General features: G+C 36.1%; 18 protein-coding genes and 2 other annotated features. Of the genes, 13 read left to right on the top strand and 5 right to left on the bottom strand.

All coding sequences use genetic code 11. The features are described 5' to 3' along the window. Nucleotides 1-83 precede the first annotated feature (83 nt). The 4 genes from BN2144_RS00870 (at nt 84) to BN2144_RS00855 (ending at nt 4,568) form a co-directional block, all read left to right on the top strand. Entirely contained in the window at nt 84-701 is a 618-nt protein-coding gene (locus tag BN2144_RS00870; RefSeq protein ID WP_050632156.1) for a serine aminopeptidase domain-containing protein, read from the top strand. 416 nt (nt 702-1,117) lie between these two features. Continuing rightward, nucleotides 1,118-2,176, top strand: a complete 1,059-nt coding sequence (locus BN2144_RS00865; protein ID WP_033826481.1) for a DUF5105 domain-containing protein — start codon at nt 1,118-1,120, stop codon at nt 2,174-2,176. Nucleotides 2,177-2,298: 122 nt separating this feature from the next. Beyond that, nucleotides 2,299-3,627 carry an IS3 family transposase gene (locus BN2144_RS00860; RefSeq protein WP_033826480.1) on the top strand — a complete coding sequence of 443 codons (1,329 nt, stop codon included), beginning with the start codon at nt 2,299-2,301 and terminating at the stop codon, nt 3,625-3,627. 209 nt (nt 3,628-3,836) lie between these two features. Next, nucleotides 3,837-4,568: a hypothetical protein gene (locus BN2144_RS00855; RefSeq protein ID WP_033826479.1), complete on the top strand. Its 732-nt coding sequence runs from the start codon at nt 3,837-3,839 to the stop codon at nt 4,566-4,568. Between the two features lie 167 nt (nt 4,569-4,735). Here BN2144_RS00855 and tnpC read toward each other — a convergent pair whose 3' ends face one another. The 4 genes from tnpC to hisC all read right to left on the bottom strand — a co-directional run bounded on the left by tnpC (nt 4,736) and on the right by hisC (nt 8,338). Beyond that, nucleotides 4,736-6,310, bottom strand: a complete 1,575-nt coding sequence (gene tnpC / locus BN2144_RS00850; RefSeq protein ID WP_033826478.1) for an IS66 family transposase — start codon at nt 6,308-6,310, stop codon at nt 4,736-4,738. Between the two features lie 88 nt (nt 6,311-6,398). Beyond that, the gene (gene tnpB, locus BN2144_RS00845) at nt 6,399-6,752 is read right to left on the bottom strand and encodes an IS66 family insertion sequence element accessory protein TnpB (RefSeq protein WP_033826477.1); all 354 of its coding nucleotides are present in this window, start codon (nt 6,750-6,752) and stop codon (nt 6,399-6,401) included. Continuing rightward, entirely contained in the window at nt 6,749-6,943 is a 195-nt protein-coding gene (locus BN2144_RS00840; RefSeq protein WP_033826476.1) for a hypothetical protein, read from the bottom strand. The genes tnpB and BN2144_RS00840 overlap by 4 nt, the downstream gene beginning before the upstream one ends. Before the next feature lie 336 nt (nt 6,944-7,279). Beyond that, entirely contained in the window at nt 7,280-8,338 is a 1,059-nt protein-coding gene (hisC, locus tag BN2144_RS00835; protein WP_033826475.1) for a histidinol-phosphate transaminase, read from the bottom strand. Nucleotides 8,339-8,745: 407 nt separating this feature from the next. Here hisC and BN2144_RS00830 point away from each other — a divergent pair, with 407 nt between their 5' ends. Both BN2144_RS00830 and BN2144_RS00825 read left to right on the top strand, forming a co-directional pair. Further along, nucleotides 8,746-9,645, top strand: a complete 900-nt coding sequence (locus tag BN2144_RS00830; RefSeq protein WP_033826474.1) for an ATP-grasp domain-containing protein — start codon at nt 8,746-8,748, stop codon at nt 9,643-9,645. Further along, complete coding sequence (locus BN2144_RS00825) at nt 9,638-10,492, top strand: ATP-grasp domain-containing protein (protein WP_050632155.1); 855 nt, start codon at nt 9,638-9,640, stop codon at nt 10,490-10,492. The genes BN2144_RS00830 and BN2144_RS00825 overlap by 8 nt, the downstream gene beginning before the upstream one ends. 43 nt (nt 10,493-10,535) lie before the next feature. On the opposite strand, the gene BN2144_RS00820 is transcribed toward BN2144_RS00825, so the two are convergent. Beyond that, nucleotides 10,536-11,012, bottom strand: coding sequence for a DinB family protein (locus BN2144_RS00820; protein ID WP_033826473.1), 477 nt, complete (start codon nt 11,010-11,012; stop codon nt 10,536-10,538). Between the two features lie 156 nt (nt 11,013-11,168). After that, nucleotides 11,169-11,414: a binding site (T-box leader), on the top strand. A gap of 106 nt (nt 11,415-11,520) precedes the next feature. Beyond that, nucleotides 11,521-11,815, top strand: a binding site (T-box leader). A gap of 55 nt (nt 11,816-11,870) precedes the next feature. On the opposite strand from BN2144_RS00820, the gene trpE reads away from it, so the two are divergent. From trpE to trpA, 7 genes are read left to right on the top strand one after another with little or no spacing between them, the layout of a single operon-like run. Next, the gene (gene trpE, locus BN2144_RS00815; RefSeq protein WP_050632154.1) at nt 11,871-13,289 is read left to right on the top strand and encodes an anthranilate synthase component I; all 1,419 of its coding nucleotides are present in this window, start codon (nt 11,871-11,873) and stop codon (nt 13,287-13,289) included. After that, nucleotides 13,273-13,863, top strand: coding sequence for an anthranilate synthase component II (locus BN2144_RS00810; protein ID WP_033826471.1), 591 nt, complete (start codon nt 13,273-13,275; stop codon nt 13,861-13,863). The genes trpE and BN2144_RS00810 overlap by 17 nt, the downstream gene beginning before the upstream one ends. Next, nucleotides 13,860-14,882 carry an anthranilate phosphoribosyltransferase gene (gene trpD, locus BN2144_RS00805; protein ID WP_033826470.1) on the top strand — a complete coding sequence of 341 codons (1,023 nt, stop codon included), beginning with the start codon at nt 13,860-13,862 and terminating at the stop codon, nt 14,880-14,882. The genes BN2144_RS00810 and trpD overlap by 4 nt, the downstream gene beginning before the upstream one ends. After that, nucleotides 14,883-15,659, top strand: coding sequence for an indole-3-glycerol phosphate synthase TrpC (gene trpC / locus BN2144_RS00800; protein WP_033826469.1), 777 nt, complete (start codon nt 14,883-14,885; stop codon nt 15,657-15,659). A gap of 12 nt (nt 15,660-15,671) precedes the next feature. Further along, nucleotides 15,672-16,313 (top strand): phosphoribosylanthranilate isomerase, encoded by a 642-nt coding sequence (locus tag BN2144_RS00795; RefSeq protein WP_033826468.1) that lies wholly within the window; start codon nt 15,672-15,674, stop codon nt 16,311-16,313. After that, the gene (trpB, locus tag BN2144_RS00790; protein ID WP_033826467.1) at nt 16,288-17,484 is read left to right on the top strand and encodes a tryptophan synthase subunit beta; all 1,197 of its coding nucleotides are present in this window, start codon (nt 16,288-16,290) and stop codon (nt 17,482-17,484) included. Before BN2144_RS00795 ends, trpB begins: the two co-directional genes overlap by 26 nt. 1 nt (nt 17,485) lies before the next feature. Beyond that, nucleotides 17,486-18,280: a tryptophan synthase subunit alpha gene (gene trpA, locus BN2144_RS00785; RefSeq protein ID WP_033826466.1), complete on the top strand. Its 795-nt coding sequence runs from the start codon at nt 17,486-17,488 to the stop codon at nt 18,278-18,280. The last annotated feature ends 9 nt before the right edge of the window (nt 18,281-18,289 follow it).

Genomic DNA, 18,289 nt, shown 5'->3' with positions numbered 1-18,289 from the left:
AACAATGATTGTAGTTATTTTCACTCATAAAAAATAAGTAAAAAGTCCGTTGACTATAATTTATCTATATATTATAAATATTCATGAACGTATGTTGGCACGAAGGACTATTAAAGAAAAAGAAACAGGTTANGAGGCGTTATGTACAGAAGTATTCCCATGATATTGATGGCCTAATTTGTTCAGGAACAGGTGGAGATCCAGGTTTCGCCACTACAATCGGTAAATATATCGCAAAAAGAGGGATAAACAAAAATGGATCTAAAGTACCAAGTCACACTTTGAACAAACTAATTTTTGGGTCCTACAATAAAAAGTTTAAAAGCGAGGACCATCCGTTTGCTTGGCTGACAAGGGACCAAGCCATTGTTGAAGCGTACACGCAAGATCCGTATTGTGGATTTGTTTGCACGGGGAGTTTTTACTATGATTTACTAACCGGGTTACAGCTTGTACATAATAAAGAAATCATAGAAGGCATCCGAAAAGATTTACCGATGCTTTTTATTAGTGGTGACAATGACCCTGTTGGTGGATTTGGGAAAGACGTAGAAAAAGTTATTAAACAATATAAAGATTGTGGTCTAGATAATGTTGAATCTCATTTTTATCATGAATGTCGACACGAAATTCTAAATGAACTAAACAAGGAAGAAGTCTATCGTGATATCGAACATTGGCTAATGAACGAATTAAATTAAAAACATGGAAGTTACTTCAGAATTTTCGAGGTAACTTTTTTTAACGATCCTATTATTAATACTTAACCTTCTAGTTAATAAAGAAATTATAGGGATCGTGCCATTAGGCGAAACGAGAGCTGTAGTTTGCCTAAAAGAGCCTTTTTCTGCATTGATGTAATGCTGCCGAATCCTTTCTTAGGGAGCTTAAAGCTAATGGTAAAGTAGAAAATGAAAAATTTATACTTTACTATTCGCCTATGAAAAAATTGAATCCAATCGGATAAAAGTCCCCATTTAAAATAGAGGTCTAAAGTCGAATTAACTAAATGATCTCGCTTTGTTATAATGCACTAGGTGTGTTGAATTCTTAATCTTTTAACGATTCACCACAGATTAAGTAAAACTTAGTATACTCATAAGAAGGGGGAGATTGGGTGATCAAAAGGTTTTCCTTAGTCATTATATTTCTATTTGCTTGCTTATTTCTAGCTGCATGTTCCACATTCGAATCTGCGACAAAGACGGAAAAGAAGAAGGGGGGAGCATTAGAAGTCTCCATTGAAAAAGCTTCGTATATCTGGACAGAAGAAAGTGGAGATTTTTCCGAAGATGCGAAAGAAGCTCCTTTAGAGGTCGTCTTAAATATTAAAAATAGATCAAAATCAACATTATCCATTACACCTCGAAATGCTATTTTCCTTTATGACGGAGACAATCAACTTGCACCAATTGACATTTACGGTAATTATACGGGTATTGGTGGCGACAGAACGAGTGATATTAATCCTGGAAAGTCGACAAAAATGACATTTTATTTTAACGTTGAAAAAGGGAAGAAATACGAACTTGGAATTAAGCCAATGTTAATGGATCCAGGAAAGGAACCGAAAGAAGTCGTCCTAACCTTAGATACAAATAAATATAGTGATAGCTATGAAAAATTAGCAGAACCCATTCAAGCTTTAAGCGCGTTCATTGACACAGTCTTCTTGAAAAAAGAAAATAAAGCATATGATAAATTAGTTGCGATGAATCAAGAAGCGGCAATAAAAGAAGCAAAAGACTATTTTAAAGAAACATTAAATCTAAGCATGTTTAAAAAATTGACAGAAAAAGATATAGATAAGGCACAAGAAGAGTATATCTCACTTCTAAATGAAAAAGCATCCTACACCATTTCCCTTGTCGAATTTGGAAATGATAAAGCAACTGTTCGTGTAGAATATGAAACGATTCCATTAAACGACCTTTATCAAGGAATTTTTGATTATTCCGATGCTTATCGTGAAAAAACTGGAAATTATGATACAGATAAAAGATACCAATACGCTTTCTCTAAAATTGACGATATTATGGGTTCTATCTCAGTAAAAAAAGGAACGGCAATAGATATGAATCTAATGGCAAAAGATGGAAAGTGGGAAATTGATCAAGCGAAAGATTATCCTTATGAAAGCTTATTCACCACTTTTGGATCCGGAAAAATTTACTAAATAAAAAAAGAGGCCTGGCGTGTAAAATGGTACCTGTAGGTAGGACACTTGAAAAAGAGGGTTTCACCTACAGGTATTTTTTTATATACTTGAATTTTAGAATATGAGGATTAGGGGACAACATGAGTAAAATAACTTTTTCAACCAAAGAGATAAAAACACTTCAACAGAATCCAAATATACATCGTGTCAGCGATCGGTCTATTACCTATACTGACGATTTTAAAAATAGATTTATTGATGAGTACCTAGCTGGCAAACTCCCTCGTCAGATCTTTGCGGAGAACGGTTTCGATGTGGACGTTATAGGAATAAAACGAATCGAACAGTCAGCCTGCAGGTGGAAAAAGGCCTATGAGAAGAATGGCTTGATTGGGCTTACGGATACGAGGAAAAACGCTTCCGGCAGACCCTTGAAACGTGAGCTTTCACCGTCCGAAGTGATTGAAAGACAAAAGGCAAGAATCGAACTGTTGGAAGGACAGGTTGAGCTGTTAAAAAAGCTAGAAACGACAGAAAGGAGGCTGCTAAACTCAAGCGAAAATCTAAATCCGAATAATGCATATCAATTGATTCAGGAGACCATTGAACAAAATGGATTTAAGGGGATGACCAGGTATCTATGTGGCCTCTTAGAGGTATCCCGGTCTGGATATTATAGCTACCTAAAGGCTTCCTCTCTCCGGGAAGCAAAGGAGAAATTGGATCTTGAAGCGAAGGAAATCATTTTAAAGGCCTTTAATCGGCGCGGATATAAGAAAGGTTCACGCTCCATTAAAATGATACTGGAGAATGATTTTAACATTACGTTTAGCCGTAAAAAGATACAGAGAATCATGAGGAAATATGGAATCATCTGTCCTCACAGAAAGCCAAATCCTTATAAAAGGATCGCTAAAGCAACCAAGGAGCATCAGGTTGTTCCAAACAAGTTAAATAGGGAATTTAAGCAAGGAGTTCCAGGAAAAGTGTTATTAACGGACATTACTTATTTGCCATATAACGGAAATTCCATGGCTTATTTGTCAACCATAAAAGATGCGTCCACTAACGAACTCCTAGCTTACCATGTTTCTGATCGTATCACTCTAGACATCGCAACAAAGACGATTCACAAACTAATGAAAAACAAGAAGATTACACTACATAAAGATGCCTTCATCCACTCTGATCAAGGGAGCCATTATACGAGCCCCAGATATCAAAAGTTATTAAAAAAATATGGTCTAGGACAATCTATGTCCCGAAGAGGGAACTGTTGGGATAATGCCCCTCAAGAGTCTTTCTTTGGTCATTTAAAAGATGAAGTAGACTATCAATCTTGTAAATCCTTAAAAGAACTAAAAGCAAAAATAAATCACTATATGGTTTACTATAACAATTATCGATATCAATGGAATTTAAAAAAGATGACCCCTATTCAATATAGGAATCATCTTCTAGTTGCTTAACCTCTTTTTTTATTGTGTCCTTGACATAGGTACCATTTTATATGATGAAACTTCTTTATTTAAGAGTTGAGTATAAATAATAAGTAGAGGATGTTGATTGATTTGAAGACAAAAAAATTACTAGTTTTGCCAGTAATCATACTCATAGTTATTTGCATCGTTTTTGTTTTTTTGAATTCGCTTTCAAAGAAACAACGGGAAGTAGTAAGATGAAATTTGATCAATCAACATTCTATGTAGGGAAGTGGAATGGACAATTATTACTTGAAGACGATGATGGTGTAATAAATATTCTTGCCATCACCTCTAAAGAACAAGCGAACTATTTAAAAGAGAAGGAAGGTCAACTTCACATAGATGTAGGTGATATGATAACATCGGATATCGTTGTTCATGTTGGTGATAAAGTTACATATCATGGTGATGATTATCAACTAATTAATTTGGAAACAACCTTCACAACAGATGATTTACTTAAAATACAGCATATGAAAGACTTCCGGATTCGGGAAAACAATCATATATTAGTAAGTGATAAGATAGGAATCATTGAGTTTATTGATGGTAGAGATAGGAAAGATCAACATTTATTTGACTATGATTCATATACTGTTGCGTATCCAACAATTGATAAGTTGAAAATCGAATTAATTAATAATACAGACAGTGTCATGAATATTAAAGAAATAATACTTGACAACAAAGACTTAACATATGAAGATCTGAAAACAACGCCCTTTGAACTTCAACCAAATAAAAAAGTGAATTTTGATATGATGGTTGAACCAACAGATAAATCTGCATATGATTTTTGGATTTTGTCACCGAAAGTCGTGTTTGATGATGGGAAAGAGGTTTATTTATATTCAACATTTCATAATAACTATGAAATATCAACGGAAACGATTGAGAATATTATCAAACGAAAATCAAAAAAATAACAGTTTCTATTTAACTTTGTTGCTTTTTGCTTGGAGTACATTTACTTCCAAGCATTTTTTTATTCAAAATCATTCCAAACGTAAGCCCGAAATAAAAAAATAAACGCACCTTAATGGTACGTACTACAAATAACCGTAAAACCATGATTTTTTTATCAGATTTACGGTTATTTTACACATTCTGCTTGGATTGTTTTTGACCAAGGCAAATAGTTGTTTATAATTTCTGGGTTTCTATGGATATCCAAATTTGGTAGTTCTTTCAGTATCCTTACTAGATACTGGTAGAAATCTATCCCATTCGCTTTAGCTGTTTCTGCGATACTAAGGCAGATTGCGTTTGCTTTTGCACCAGCTTCGCTCACGGAAAATAACCAGTTTTTTCGACCAATTACATTCGGGCGGATGGCATTTTCGGCGGGATTGTTATCAATCTCTATTCGGCCATCATTCAAGAATGCTTTTAATCCGTTCGCTCTATTTAGCGTGTATTCAGCTGCTTTAGCGAGTGCATTTTTCCCGTAAAATGGTGATTTTTCAACCCAGGAAAGAAACTTATCAACTAACGGTTTCGAGTACTTTTTGCGATTTTTCCTTCGTTTACTTGGGGATAAGTGCTTAAATTCCCTTTCAAGGCGAAATAAATCATCGCAGTATTTTACACCAATTCGTCCGTTTTTACTGTCTGCTTTTAACCAATAACGTCTAACATGAGCCCAACAATTGGCAAAGGTAATCCCTTCAATTTTGTCATATGCTGAGTAACCATCACAGACAATCGTTCCTGAATAATTTTCAATAAAGCCTTCAAGAACAGATCGAGCTCGTGATAATGAACTTTGAAACAGAACGATAGTTGGACCTTGACTAGGTACACTTCGATAAACCCAGTTATAAGCGTTAGATTGGCCAGGTTTTCCATCCGATCGATTGATAACTTGTCCATAAGTTTCATCGACGTGTAAAATGGACTTTTTTAGCATGATGTTTTTCATTCGCTCATATATAGGCAAAAGCCAGTCATGTGATGCCCGAATAACCCAATTAGAAAGATTTTTATCATTTGTATTTAATCCATAACGATCCCATTCCTTTACTTGCCGGTAAAGGGGTAAGTATTGAACGAATTTATCATAAATAACCTTGGCAAGAACACTCGGACCAGCAATGCTTCGTTGAATCGGAGGCTGAGGTGATTTGCCACGTTTAATTTGTGCCTTTTGGGATAAATCGGCTTTGCAGTTTCTACATTCATATGCATGTTCAATATGTTGAATTTTTTCCATTCTTGCAGGTATGAATTCAGCCTCTTCACGGACAATTGTCGTACCTATTTCAGTCATCTGACACTGACAACAATCACAAATCGTATTATCCGGATGATAATGAATGGTCTTTACTTCAATATTTTCATGTAATGAATCATTCCGTTTTTTATTCTGAACTTTGCGTACAACAGTGTAAGAAATCGTTTGTTGGCTTTGTTCTTCTGTGTGCTCAGATTCATTAAAAGACGAATCATCTTCGAATAATGAAATTTGCTTATCATCATGTGCATTATATTTCGTTTTCTCTGTTTTTGATCCATATAAAAGTTTCGTTAAATAGCGAACTTGCTCAGTTAGTGATTCTATCTGTTTGGATAATGCTTCATTTTGTTGATTAGAATGAGCTAATTGTTCTTCAAGAAGCCGAATTAATTTCTCGTATTGATTCTGATTATTAGACGAAGCATTAACCACAAGACTCACCACTTTTCGTTCAAATAAGATAATATTAGTATAGCATCTTGAACGTAATGAAAATAGCTTTATTTCAACTTTAATAGAGTTAAAATTGTCCTTTTTGAGATGGTTGAATGGCTTTTGGCTGCTGAATGCATAACCCTTCTAATAACCAGCGTAGTTCTTGTTGGGATAGATTTCGTACTTCCTTTTCGTTTCTGGGCCATTGAAGTTTTCCATTATCTAATCGCTTATAAAGCATGGCAAAGCCGTCACCGTCAAAATATAAACATTTATAGCGATCTTTACTCCACCCAGAAAACAAGAAAATTGAATCACCATAAGGATCCAGTTCAAAAGAATCCTGAATTAGTGTAGCTAATCCATCTATTCCTTTTCTCATATCTGTCTTACCACAGATAATATAGATATTTTTCACACTCGAGTAATCATGTCTCATAAATCTTTCAACTCCCTCATGACAGTTTGAATGATGTGCTCATCAATACCGTTGGAGAAGGAGATTTCAACTTTACCAAACTTAATTGTACAAGTTGAATTCGAAGAGGAGACAGTTGATTTTGTGATTGGAGTATTTTCTGTATTGGAATGCAATGTTACGGGGACAATAGTTAATTTTTGTTCTGGCATATGAAAAGCACCTCCTTTGATTGATAAGTCAATCTTAACAAGAGGTGCTGTTGAATTATATGCGTTGTTTGAATGGGGGCTTACTTCCAAAATGTACAGATGACGACTTTGGTGGTGCTACAGTGAAATAAAAAAAACTTTGGACTCGTCCTCTATTCGCCAAAGGCATAGGGAAACTTATAATATTTATACTTTTCTAGTAGCTGAAACAAGAATTTCTAGGTCAAGCCTTGTCTTCATGATATCCAAAGACTAACACTTATACGTTTCTTTATAAGTCTGGAGTTTCTCTAACATAACAAATAGAGCTGACTTTTCGCCAGCCCGAATCATAGCTTATGTAAAGTAATCTCGTAAACAATTAATCACACCTTCATTTTGCTCATTCGTTCCAATCGTTATCCGAACACCATTTGGAAATGGACGAACAATATATCCGTTTGTTAGTAAATGGTTGAACAAATCATTTGGTTTTTTCCACTTAATGAATATAAAGTTTGTTTGTGATGGGTAAAATTCAACAGGTAATTCTTGTAAAACAGCTTCATATCGTATTAAATTTTCGGCATTTTTTTTCGTGCAATGATTAATAAATGTTTGATCATCTAAGGCCGTGTATGCAGCAACTTGGGCAAAAGTTGAAGTGTTAAATGGAAGTCGTGCGATATTTATTTTTTCAATGATTTCATCATGACCAATTGCGTAACCTATTCGAAAAGAAGCTAGCCCGTATGCCTTGGAAAATGTACGAAGAACCATTAGATTTTTAAACTCGTTTAATAAAGGAATGGATTGTGGAAAATCTGTTGCTGTTACGTATTCCAAATACGCTTCATCGCAAATGACTATTGTATGAACAGGGACTTTTTCTAGAAAAGACCGCAACATATCTTCTGAAACATATGTACCTGTTGGATTATTCGGGTTACAAATCCAAGCAATTTTTGTTTGTTCATCAATCGCTTCAGCTATTTTATCTAAGTCAAAAATACCATTAGTTAAAGGGATTTCTCGCACGTTTGCACCTTCAATAATCGCATGATGCTTATATTGCGGAAAAGTTTCATTTGCCGTTACGATATTATCGCCCTCAGTTAGTAGAACACGACTTATCATTTGAATGACTTCGTCTAGTCCGCTACCAAAGAGCAATTGACTTTCTTTCACTTGTAAAAAATCAGCTAGTTTTTCTCGTAATTTTGTTGTGTGTCCGTCTGGGTAAATCGCACTGTTTTTTAAGACATCTTGTAGTGCTGTAGCAACACGAGGTGAACACCCGTATGGATTTTCATTGGAAGCCAGTTTTACAACATGAGTAATATTGTATTCTCTTTTAATATCTTCCGCAGATTTTCCAGGTTTGTATGGCTGTAATTGTAATATTCTCTCCTTCATTCGATCCTCTCCCTTATAAAGTCAATAACCCACCACGTAACGACTTGACGGTCCGTTTAAAGTGGGGCTTCTTATACGCAAAAGCGCAACTACGGCTCTACTTTCGTCTGAAGACTCTAGCGCCCCTTTAGTTTTCTTTACTGAATAGATAAATAGAATACTATCTAAACAGAAAGTCCCCACTGATTAAACAGTAGAGACGATTCTTAAGTATAATATAAATATCGTATCATTTTATCATATAATAAAAGGATGTTATTTCGTCTAGCTGCTTAATAATATTATTTTAACGTGATTATAGTTTATTTGAATTTTTCTGTCAATGGGATTGTTGTTTTCTATATATAATTATGTTCCAATTAAAGTAAATGAAAATATGACAAAGACTAATAGATAGGGGACTTTCGATGATTAAAACAGGTTGGTTAATATATAATGGGAGTTTACTGTCAAATAAGTTCCTCCAAATTAATGAAATGTACAGGCAATCAGCGATAAAAAAAGGGATTCAATTAAAATTGATTAAAAATACGGAAATCTATAGTATGATAGACAATTATTCGCTAACGATAAAATTAGATGAACCATTTGAGGAGCCAGATTTTGTTCTTTTTTTAGATAAAGATATTCGATTAGCAAAACAGCTTGAACGAATGGGGCTAAAACTATTTAACAGTGCCGATACAATTGAAGCTTGTGATGATAAAGTAATTACTCATCAATTACTAGCACAACAACATATAAGAACACCGAAAACATTATTTTCACCATTGATGTTTCCCGGAACCGGTGAGAAAGATAATCATTTTACCGATGTAGTGGAACAACATTTTACCTATCCACACATTATTAAAGAAGCATTCGGATCATTTGGTGCACAAGTATATTTAATTCACAATTATGAGGAATTGCTCGCGAAAAGAAAAGAATTATTATATACACCTCACTTGTATCAGGAGTTTATTTCCTCAAGTTTTGGTAAAGATGCTCGTTTATTTGTAGTTGGGGAAAAAGTAGTTGCGTCCATGTATCGGACGAACAGTACGGACTTTCGTGCGAATATAACAAATGGTGGTAAGGCGCACAAGTTTGATCCACCAGAAAGTTTTATGGAGCTCGCGGTAAAAGCTTCTAAAGCGGTAGGTGCAGATTTTTCCGGTGTAGATTTATTATTTGGTGAAAATGGAGAACCGATAATTTGTGAAGTGAATTCAAATGCTCATATAAAAAATGTATTTGATTGTACAGGAGTAGATGTGTCCTCTTATATTATTGATTACATATTGGAGAAGATGACCAATGATTAATGGTTTGTTAGTTTACCATAGAGAAGATTACGAGAAAAATCAATGGTTTGCCCATGAGATAATGGATTGCGGGCGAGACCATCATCTTCATATTGAACTCGTATTAACCGATGAACTTGTACTTGGTATGGATGAGGAGCTTTTTGTTACGGTGAAAAATAAACGGATGAAACGCCCATCATTTGTTATTAATCGAAGTCGTGATAGTTTAATCGCAACACATTTTGAACGAATGGGAAGTCGCGTCTTTAATTCGTCCTTTGTGACAGAAATTTGTAATCATAAAGGACGAACACATCAATTTGTTAATGCCAACGGAATTAAGTCAGTCAAAACATGGTTCGTAAACCGTAACTATACCCCATTGGAGCAATTGAATCATGCCTTTCCTCTTGTTTTAAAAGCGGTTAATGGACATGGAGGAAATGAAGTTTTTTTATTACAAAATCGGGATGCGTTAACCGAGAAAATCGAAAACTTTCCATCAGATGAGTATATTTTACAAGAAGTGTGTGGTAACCCTGGAACTGATATACGTGTATTTGTGTTAGGAAATCAAATTTTGGCAGCTGTAAAAAGATATTCGGAGACGAGTTTCAAATCGAACTTTTCATTGGGAGGACAAGTTGAACCGTATTCGTTAACAGAAGATGAAAAGCAATTAGTTGGTAAAATTATTAGATTCACCCGGTTTGATTTTGTAGGAATTGATTTTCTTCTAGACAAAGACGGCCATTTTTTATTTAACGAAATTGAAGATGTTGTTGGTACAAGAACACTTTATCAATGTTATGAGATGGATGTTGTTCACAATTTCGTATCTTATATAAAATCATGCCTTAAATAAAGAAAAGGGCTGATAGCTACTTCAAGCGATCAAGCCCTATAAATTACACTTTCAATTTAATTAGACGTTGAATGTTTTTAATGGTTTCGATATGCATCCCTTCATGGAATAGGCTGAATTGAAGTGTTTGGGCTACAGTCGTTAACGAAATAAGGCGGTTTATTCTTAATGTGGAAGGTAATGCTTCGTTTAAGCGACCTTTTAGTTTTGACTGAATTCTAGACTTTTGTTCTGTTAAAACCGAATGTATGTCATCTAGAGATGGAACGCTTTTATCCCAATTATTTGGGCTCGTTCCTGCTGCAAAATAGGTAACAAACTCGTAAGGTAACCCCAATTCTTCTCCAAGCGCTTCAAATGCTAATTTCTCTTGTATGACCGCGATATGGCCAAAATTCCAACGTATGTTATTATTAAAGCCATCTGGAATGATATCAACTATTTGTTCAGGGATTTGATTCAACAAATTTTCTGTCAACCCGCGAACCGTTACAATTGTATGGAATAAATCTTTTTCCATAAGTATCCCTCCAATACCCTTTTATATGAATTTATACGACCTTATTGAAATAATTCCTTTTTATTTTTGTATAGGTAAATAATTTTAAAAATTTAAAAATTATTATTGACACCGTAATTAAAATGATTTATCATTAATTCCAACAATTCAATTTATTGTAAAGCGATGATGAAGAGTAGTATTCTATTTAGACACTGAAGAGAGCTAGTGGGTGGTGCAAACTAGTGTGATCGGATAGAAGAATGGGCTTCTGAGCTTCCAAACCGAACCGAAATTTTTGCAGTAGGCTTTGGCGATAAACGTCCGGTCGTTATCTTGGACAATAATTAAGCATTTGCTTGATTATGCTAAAGTGAGCTGTTTTTGCTAATAAAGGTGGTACCGCGGTCCCTCGTCCTTTAATGGATGGGGGATTTTTGTGTTTTTTTAAGGGGGGCATAAAACCCCTAAGGCTTTAGCCTAGTGGTAGTTCAACGTTTCGATACTAAAGTTAAGAAAACTGAATAGGATAAACTCGATGAGTAAGAAGAGTAAGCAAGATGGAAGCGTGACAGAGAGCTGGCGTTGGTGGAAATCCAGTACGTGGACGTTTGCTGAATGGCCTTACGAGAGAAAGACTGAAAGATTAGAAAGGATATCATTTGTTCCTAACCTAATTCAGTAAGTTGATTCGTTATTCCGACGTTATACGGATAGGATATCGGTTACACCGAGCTTAATCTTGGTACCTGTATCTGAAGAAGATGAAGAGATATGTATTCTTTTCAATTGAGGTGGCACCGCGGTGTACAATCGCCCTCTACGAACACAGACTGATTGTGTTTGTAGAGGGCTTTTTTATTTGAAAAAATTGTAGTGATGAAAGGAGTTATTTGTGTGAGTAAAAATCCCCCGCTTTATAAATTTATTCGATTGGCAAATGTAAATTTAACACCGACAGATATTTATAATCGGCTGACTGGTAAAAAGAAATTTTTATTAGAAAGTACCTTTCAACATAAAAAGAAGGGGAAGTTTTCTTTTATTGGAGAGGAACCATATATGGGAATCATTGGGAATGGCAGTGAAACGACTATGTATCACTATGAAACAGGTGTAACGGAAAAATTTGGAGAAAATGCGCTTGTTGTATTGAAAAAATATTTGCCAAAAATTGACTTGGATATTTCACTTCCATTTTATGGTGGGGCAATTGGTTATGTTGGTTATGATGCCATTCGACAATTTGAATGTATTGGTTCAGATCTTCCCGATGACATACAAATGCCAGATATCCATTTTTTACTCTATAAAACAACGATCATCATCGACCATAAAGAAGATAGGGTATATTTGGTGGCAGTAAATGTAGAACAAGAATTAGAAACGGAATTAGATGAGCGTTTAAATAAACTTGAAGAGAAACTGAAAAACGGGAACGAAATAGGTGACATCGAAGTCAGTTCAGTCCAATTTTTTCCAGAGATAACAGAGGACACTTTTATAAAAAAAGTGGAGGAGGCAAAGGAATATATTCAAAAAGGAGACATTTTTCAAGTTGTTTTGTCCCAACGATTTATTGCTCAAATAGACGGAGATCCATTTCACATTTATCAAAAATTACGGAAAGCAAATCCTTCTCCATATATGTTTTATATCGATTTTGGTGATTACACCCTTCTCGGTGCATCTCCTGAAAGTTTAATTCAAACGGAAGGGAGAGAGATGATTACAAATCCGATTGCGGGAACGAGACCCCGCGGGAAAACAGATGAAGAGGATAGTCGCTTAGCAGAAGAGTTGCTTTCCGATGAAAAAGAACTGGCAGAACACCAGATGCTCGTTGATTTAAGTAGAAATGATCTCGGTAAAGTGGCAAAAAGTGGAACGATTGAGCTACCAACATATATGAAAATAGAAAAATACCAACATGTCATGCATATCGTTTCAGAGGTAAAAGGGCAACTAAGGGAAGATCTTACAAGTATCGACGCATTAATATCGTGCTTACCAGCTGGAACTGTATCTGGAGCACCGAAAATTCGGGCGATGCAAATTATTAATGAGTTGGAGGAAAAGAAACGAGGCGTTTATGCGGGGGGTGTGGGCTATATCAATTACAATTTTGATTTGAATATGGCATTAGCGATTCGCTCCCTTGTAATTATCGATGGGAAAGCATATTTACAAGCAGGGGCCGGTATTGTTCATGATTCCAACCCTTACTTAGAATATGAAGAAACATTAAATAAAGCAAAGTCGTTAATGGAGGTGGTACAAAATGTATTTATTGATTGATAACTATGATTCTTTCACGTATAACATTTTTCAATACTTTTCAGAAGCAGGAGTAAAGGTTCAAGTTGCCCGTAATGATGAAATTTCCATTTTAGATATTGAAAAGCTACAACCTGAAGGAATTATTATTTCTCCAGGACCAGGAACACCTGAGGATGCTGGTATTTGCATTGAAGTGATTCAACAATTTTATCAAACGACCCCAATATTAGGTATTTGTTTAGGTCATCAAGCTATTGCCGTTGCTTTCGGTGGAGCACTCTTGCAAGCCGAAAAAATTATGCATGGGAAGACTTCCATAATTACCCATAATGGTTGTGGTATCGTAAAAAATATTCCAGAACAAGTGACTGCTATGAGATACCACTCACTTGTTATCAATAAAAATGAATTACCGGAGGATTTGGAAATAGTCGCAAACTCCATTGATGACAAAGAAATAATGGCAATTAAACATAAGGATTATCCGTTATATGGAATTCAATTTCATCCCGAATCAATTGGTACCGAAGACGGAAAGCAAATCTTCCAAAACTTTATTGAAATGGTTTCGAGAAAGGAGATTACCCCATGAAAATGTACTTGGAAAAATTAATCAGTGGTGAAGACTTGACTTTTGAAGAAATGAAGGAAGCGACAAGTTATTGTCTTGAAGAAGCGACAGATGTTGAGATTGCAGCACTTTTAACCGCGATGCAAGCAAAAGGCGAAACAGCCGATGAAATTGCGGGAATTGTTGATGTGATTTTATCTAAATCAACTTTACAAGTACCGACAATTAATGATGCAATTGATAATTGTGGGACAGGTGGCGACAAATCTTTTAGCTTTAATATTAGCACGACGTCTGCATTTGTCATTGCAGGAGCGGGAATTACTGTTGCTAAACATGGCAACAGGAGTATTACGAGTAAATCAGGTAGTGCGGATGTCTTAGAAGCTTTAGGTGTCTCCTTAACCCTATCTAAACAACATATCGAGGAATTGCTACAAGAAAATAATATCGCTTTTTTATTTGCACCAAATGTCCACGCATCGCTGAAGCCATTTATGAAAGTAAGAAGAGATTTAGGAATTCGCACTGTTTTTAATATTATCGGCCCGCTAACAAATCCTGTTCAATTAAATTCGCAACTACTCGGTGTTTATGATTCGGCTTATTGTGAAATGTTGGCAAAAACGTTAAAGAAACTTGGAAGGAATCGAGCAGTTGTTATAAATGGGGCTGGACGTCTTGATGAGGCTACTTTGGCAGGAGAAAACCATCTAGTCCTATTGGATAACGGTAATATAACATCGTTAGCATTATCACCAGAAGAAGTCGGATTACCAATGTATTCCATTGAGGCGATTCGCGGTGGTGATGCAAATCGAAATGCTGAAATATTACTGGATGTTTTAAAAGGGAAAAAAGGAGCCTATTATGACACCGTGTTATTAAATGCTGGATTAGGAATTTTTACGAGTGGGAAAGCAAAGACGATACATGAAGGAATTGAAAAGGCGAGAGAAAGTATCGAATCGGGGGAAGCATTAAAAAGGTTACAATATTTAATCGGATTCAGTAAAAAAGTACCGCGAGAGGTGGTTTAAATGACAATCCTGGATAAAATTATTGCCAAAAAAAGAGAAGAGATTAAACGAATCTCAAATCAATCTATTGCCCCTGTGAAAAATTATTCTGTACCAAGTTTTAAAGAGTTCGTGTCAAATTCAACTGAAATGAACATCATTGCGGAAATAAAGCGTGCCTCACCGTCTAAGGGAGCGATTAATAGTGAAGTTAACCCTGTCATTCAAGCAAAAAAATATGAATCTTTAGGTGCAACGGCCATTTCGGTTTTAACAGACGAAACGTTTTTTCAAGGATCTATGAATGATTTAAATCAAGTGAGTCAAGAGGTGCAGTTACCCATTTTATGTAAAGACTTTATTATTGACCAATTACAAATAGACATAGCCAAAGCAGCTGGCGCAAACATCATTTTATTAATTGTGGCAGCTCTAGATGATTGCACACTTAAGGATTTATATCAATATGCAGTTGAATTAAATTTAGAAGTCCTTATCGAAGTTCATAACGAGGAGGAAATGGAGCGAGCACTCATGTTAAAGCCAGATATTATTGGGATTAACAATCGGAATTTAAAAACATTTGAAGTAAATTTAGCCGTTACAGAGCGGTTAACAAAAATGGTTACAGATCCAGAAATAATTTTAGTAAGTGAAAGTGGAATGAAGTCGCGGGAAGATGTTATGCGAGTAAGAGATGCTGGAGCAAAAGCAATTTTAGTAGGTGAGACCTTTATGCGGGCAGAAAAACTTGACGAACAATTTAAAGCATTCCGAGTCCCATTGAAAAATCAATAAGGAGTGAGTAGAATGCTTGTAAAAATTTGTGGAATCCAAACATTATCTGCCGCAAATGCAGCAGCGAACGCAGAAGCCGACTTTATTGGTTTTGTATTTGCTGAAAGTTCACGGCAAGTAACACCTCAAGTTGCTAAAGAAATCGCTGAACAATTGCCTGGGAAAATAAAAAAGGTTGGAGTCTTTGTTAACGAGTCACCTGAAAAAATGAAAGATATTGCTAATTTTGTAGGGCTTGATTTTTTACAATTACACGGGGAAGAATCGGCTACGGTTGCCGAACAACTACCCTATCGGATAATAAAGGCATTTGGGGCAAATTCGATCAATCGAGAAGAAATTCACTCGTACCCATGTGATTATTATTTAATAGATAGTCCACGAGGAAAATATCGAGGTGGAACAGGGAAACCATTTAACTGGCATCGCCTTTTAGACTATAGGGTAGATTCAAGAAAATTAATTTTAGCAGGTGGATTAACAGTAGACAATGTCAGTGAGGCGATTTCTATTGTTAAACCAGTTGGCGTAGATGTATCTAGTGGCGTAGAGACAGACGGAAAAAAAGATTCAGGAAAAATGACTCAATTTATTAATCGAGCAAAAACAAGTGGAAAGGATGAGCGCATTGACAACTTATACAATGCCAGATAACCGGGGGCGTTACGGAAACTACGGAGGTAGATTTGTACCGGAATTATTAATGCCAGCACTTTTGGAACTTGAAGAAGCCTATCAATCTGCTAAAAATGATCCAGAGTTTAACCGACAAGTCGAGTATTACTTACAACAATATGTTGGTAGAAAAACACCCCTTTATTATGCAGAACAATTAACGAAAGCAATTGGAGGACCGAAGATATTTCTAAAAAGAGAAGATTTGAATCATACAGGAGCACATAAAATTAACAATACAATCGGGCAGGCTTTGCTTACACTTCGGATGGGAAAGAAGAAGGTAGTTGCGGAAACAGGAGCGGGTCAACATGGAGTTGCAACAGCGACTGTTTGTGCATTGTTTGGTTTAGATTGTGTTGTCTTTATGGGTGAAGAAGATATAAAACGGCAAAAATTGAATGTATTTCGTATGGAATTGTTAGGGGCAGAAGTAAGAGGTGTTGCGAGTGGGAGTGGAACGTTAAAGGATGCGACAAATGAAGCGTTAAGATACTGGGCAAGTCATGTAACGGATACGCACTATATTTTAGGCTCAGCTGTCGGACCGCACCCATTTCCATTAATTGTTCGTGACTTTCAAACCGTGATTGGGAAAGAAACAAAGGAACAAATCCTTGAACAAACTGGAAAGCTTCCAGATGCAGTTGTTGCTTGTGTTGGTGGAGGAAGTAATTCAATCGGAATGTTTCACCCGTTTATAGAAGAGGAGTCAGTCAAATTATATGGAGTTGAAGCAGCTGGTGCAGGAATAAATACAGAGCAACATGCGGCGACAATGACAAAGGGGGAGGCTGGAATAATCCATGGAACATTATCAAAGCTTTTACAAACACCAGGTGGCCAAGTAAAGGAGGCGTTTTCCATTTCAGCTGGTCTAGATTACCCAGGAGTGGGACCAGAACATAGTCACCTGCACGATACAGGAAGAGTAATTTATGAGCCAATTACGGATGACGAAGCGTTAACTGCATTTCAATTTTTAACAAAGACTGAAGGAATTATACCGGCGTTAGAAAGCGCACATGCAATTGCTTATGCATTGAAGCTAGCAAAAACGATGCAATCAGAGGAAACGTTAGTTGTTTGTTTGTCAGGTCGAGGGGACAAAGATGTAGAACAAGTAATGGACCGGTTGGAGAGTCGATAAAATGGGCAAGGAAAAAATTAATCGAATATTAAATGAGCGATTAGCTAGGGGTGAAAAATTGTTTGTTCCTTATATTATGGCTGGCGATGGGGGGTTAGATGTATTGGAAGACCGGATTCAATTTCTAACGGACTGTGGTGTTTCAGCAATAGAACTAGGTATTCCGTTTTCTGACCCTACAGCAGATGGCCCGACAATTCAAAGTGCAGGAGTAAGAGCGTTAACAAATGGAACAACATTAGCGAGCGTACTAGATCGACTAAAAAGCTTTAAACATAAACGTACTATACCGATTATTTTAATGACCTATATAAATCCAGTTTTATATTATGGAATTGAAAACTTTGTGGAAAAATGTGTTGTGGCTGGGGTTGATGGAGTCATTATCCCGGATGTACCGTTGGAAGAGGAAGAATTGATAGCCGGTATCTTGCAAGAGAATAATGTAGCATTCATTAGATTAGTGGCGATCACTAGTCCGATTGAACGGGTTCAACTGATTGCGAGTCGTACGGAAGGCTTTTTATATGCTGTTTCTGTTATGGGTACGACAGGTGTTCGTAATCATCACGATGAACAAGTAAAAGACTATTTACAAATGTTAAAAGGGGTAAGTACAGTCCCTGTCTTAGCAGGGTTTGGTGTGTCCACTATAAACCAAGCGCAAGAACTTGGCACCTATTGTGATGGCGTTGTTGTTGGAAGTAAAATTGTTGATTTGTTTAATAATGGGAAACGAGAAGAAATTCGTGAACTTATTCAAGGAAGTGTGTTAAAGAAACGCTCCCATGTTTAATTGAAAAAA

The sequence above is a fragment of the Bacillus andreraoultii genome, assembly GCF_001244735.1.
Taxonomy (GTDB): Bacteria; Bacillota; Bacilli; order Bacillales; family Caldibacillaceae; genus Caldifermentibacillus; species Caldifermentibacillus andreraoultii.
Note: the sequence above shows the minus strand (reverse complement) of the source record. Positions and strands in the feature narration are given on the sequence as shown.

Bases quoted from the DNA above. Each gene is read 5' to 3' on its own strand.
- trpD (WP_033826470.1), top strand. From the start codon at position 13,860: ATGAAAATGTACTTGGAAAAATTAATCAGTGGTGAAGACTTGACTTTT.
- BN2144_RS00820 (WP_033826473.1), bottom strand. From the start codon at position 11,012: ATGGAAAAAGATTTATTCCATACAATTGTAACGGTTCGCGGGTTGACA.
- BN2144_RS00810 (WP_033826471.1), top strand. From the start codon at position 13,273: ATGTATTTATTGATTGATAACTATGATTCTTTCACGTATAACATTTTT.
- BN2144_RS00840 (WP_033826476.1), bottom strand. From the start codon at position 6,943: ATGCCAGAACAAAAATTAACTATTGTCCCCGTAACATTGCATTCCAAT.
- trpE (WP_050632154.1), top strand. From the start codon at position 11,871: ATGAAAGGAGTTATTTGTGTGAGTAAAAATCCCCCGCTTTATAAATTT.
- BN2144_RS00860 (WP_033826480.1), top strand. From the start codon at position 2,299: ATGAGTAAAATAACTTTTTCAACCAAAGAGATAAAAACACTTCAACAG.
- BN2144_RS00795 (WP_033826468.1), top strand. From the start codon at position 15,672: ATGCTTGTAAAAATTTGTGGAATCCAAACATTATCTGCCGCAAATGCA.
- BN2144_RS00825 (WP_050632155.1), top strand. From the start codon at position 9,638: ATGATTAATGGTTTGTTAGTTTACCATAGAGAAGATTACGAGAAAAAT.
- trpA (WP_033826466.1), top strand. From the start codon at position 17,486: ATGGGCAAGGAAAAAATTAATCGAATATTAAATGAGCGATTAGCTAGG.
- hisC (WP_033826475.1), bottom strand. From the start codon at position 8,338: ATGAAGGAGAGAATATTACAATTACAGCCATACAAACCTGGAAAATCT.
- tnpB (WP_033826477.1), bottom strand. From the start codon at position 6,752: ATGAGACATGATTACTCGAGTGTGAAAAATATCTATATTATCTGTGGT.
- BN2144_RS00830 (WP_033826474.1), top strand. From the start codon at position 8,746: ATGATTAAAACAGGTTGGTTAATATATAATGGGAGTTTACTGTCAAAT.
- trpC (WP_033826469.1), top strand. From the start codon at position 14,883: ATGACAATCCTGGATAAAATTATTGCCAAAAAAAGAGAAGAGATTAAA.
- BN2144_RS00855 (WP_033826479.1), top strand. From the start codon at position 3,837: ATGAAATTTGATCAATCAACATTCTATGTAGGGAAGTGGAATGGACAA.